Source organism: Paludisphaera soli (genome assembly GCF_011064595.1).
Lineage (GTDB): Bacteria > Planctomycetota > Planctomycetia > Isosphaerales > Isosphaeraceae > Paludisphaera > Paludisphaera soli.
On the sequence record NZ_JAALJI010000111.1, the window covers coordinates 1 to 1255 of the forward strand.

The following is a 1255-nucleotide window of genomic DNA, read 5'->3' on the forward strand; positions in this document are numbered from 1 at the left end:
TGGACTTCCCCACGGATGGCGGGCGCCGGGTAAAGAGCATAAGCTCGAACCCAGGAGTCCACCGATGGCGAAGACACGAAGGACGTTCACACCCGAGTTCAAGGCCGAAGCGGTCAAGCTCGTCACAGACCACGGTAAGAGCCTGGCCGAGGTCGCTCACGACCTCGGCCTCGGCGAGAGCATGCTGAGGGCCTGGAAGGCGGCCCTGGCCAAGGGCGGCGACCAGGCCTTCCCCGGCAAGGGGAACCCGCCCGCCCTGGAGGAGGAACTGCGTCGCCTCCGCGCCGAGGTCAAGCGGCTGACCATGGAGCGCGACGTGCTGAAAAAAGCGACGGCCTTCTTCGCCAGGGAGTCGTCATGAGGTACGACTTCGTCGAACGCCACCGCGGTCGATGGCCGGTCCGGCTGATGTGCCGGGTGCTGCGCGTCTCCGCCGGGGGCTACTACGACTGGCGGGGGAGGCCGCGGAGCAGCCGGGCGGCCGGGCAAGACGCCCTGGTCGTGGCCATCAAGGCCATCCACGTCGAGATGAAGGCCCGCTACGGCAGCCCGCGGGTGCACGCCGAGTTGGCGGCTCGCGGCAATCCCTGCTGCGTGAACACCGTGGCCCGGCTGATGCGAAGTCACGGGGTCGCGGCCAAGACCAGGCGGAAGTTCCTGGTCACGACCGATTCGAATCACGGCCGTCCCGTGGCCGAGAACGTGCTGGATCGTCGGTTCGAGCCGGAGGCCCCGAATCAAGCCTGGACGGCCGACGTCACCTATATAGCGACCGCCGAGGGCTGGCTGTACCTGGCGGTCGTGGAGGACCTCCACTCGCGGAGGATCGTCGGCTGGTCGATGGGCCCGCGGATCGACAGCCGGCTGGTAGTCGACGCCCTGGAGATGGCCGTGGCCCGGCGTCTGCCCGGCGCGGGGCTGGTGGCCCACTCGGACCGTGGCAGCCAGTACGCCAGCGAGCATTACCAGCGGCTCCTGGCCGGCCACGGGATCACCTGCAGCATGAGCCGCAGGGGCAACTGCTGGGACAACGCGCCGATGGAATCATTCTTCGCGAGCCTGAAGAAGGAGCTGACTCGGGGCGAGATCTTCGCGACGAGGGCGGAGGCCAAGGCGAGCATCTTCGAGTATCTGGAGGTCTTCTACAACCGGATCCGGCGTCATTCGTCGCTGGGATACAAGTCACCCGCCGAGTACGAAGAAGCCTCGTAAAAACCGTTAGCCCCGCGCCCGCCATCGGTGGGGAAGTCCACTC

At 67.4% G+C, this 1255-nt stretch carries 1 protein-coding gene; it reads left to right on the forward strand.

The window, feature by feature from the left end:
- Positions 1–64 precede the first annotated feature (64 nt).
- Positions 65–1212 (forward strand): IS3 family transposase gene (locus tag G6O68_RS31820; RefSeq protein ID WP_449308798.1). Its coding sequence is split into 2 segments (ribosomal slippage): positions 65–335 and positions 335–1212, totalling 1149 coding nucleotides; the frame shifts between segments, so codons are not numbered across the junction.
- Positions 1213–1255 lie beyond the last annotated feature (43 nt).